We start from the raw sequence: 622 nt of genomic DNA, 5'->3' as shown, positions 1-622 counted from the left end.
AGCAACACCGTCAGCATGAACGGCAACGCCAAGGTGACGCTGAGCGCGCCTACCTCCGGAGCCTATTCCGGCGTGCTGTTCTACGTCGACAGGACCGGGACTGCGGCACAGAGCACCTTCAACGGCACAGCGGACTCGCTTTTGACCGGCGCCATCTATTTTCCCAGGCAGCAGGTCAACTACCTTGGCAACTTCTCGGGGAACGGTGGCTGCACTCAGGTCGTCGCCGACACTATCCAGTGGTCAGGCAGTACGACGATCAAGCAGAACTGCAAAGGCCTCGGGATGGACGACATTCCGGCGGCACTGTCCGTTCAGCTTGTCGAGTAGCGGGATGGGTGGGCGGACCTTGCGCATTGTCCGGGACAAATCCGGGATAGCCGCCGTGGAGTTTGCCATGTTGCTGCCCGTCCTGTGCTTGGTCTGCCTCGGCATCGCCGATGGCTGGTCCTACGTGACGAGTTACCTGCAGATGCGCGCGGGCGTCAAAACCGCGGCCAATCTCGTGATGGCCGGCGCGTCCAATGACACCGGGAAGCAGGCGGTCGCGCTTTCGAGCTGGAACGACAAGCCCGAGGACGCCGCGGTCGTGCTGGTCCGCTCCTATTTGTGCGGCGCCACG

Annotated in this window: 1 protein-coding gene and 1 pseudogene; both read left to right on the top strand. The window is 62.9% G+C overall.

Translation table 11 applies throughout. The features are described from left to right. Positions 1-330 (top strand): annotated as a pseudogene (locus NKJ75_RS32795) (pilus assembly protein TadG-related protein); the annotation flags it as partial. Between the two features lie 4 nt (positions 331-334). Further along, on the top strand, positions 335-622 hold a 288-nt coding region (locus NKJ75_RS32790; RefSeq protein WP_352500765.1), incomplete at its 3' end, for a TadE/TadG family type IV pilus assembly protein.

It is taken from the genome of Mesorhizobium sp. M0058, assembly GCF_040323095.1.
In the GTDB taxonomy this organism is placed as follows: Bacteria; Pseudomonadota; Alphaproteobacteria; order Rhizobiales; family Rhizobiaceae; genus Mesorhizobium.
Note: the sequence above shows the minus strand (reverse complement) of the source record. Positions and strands in the feature narration are given on the sequence as shown.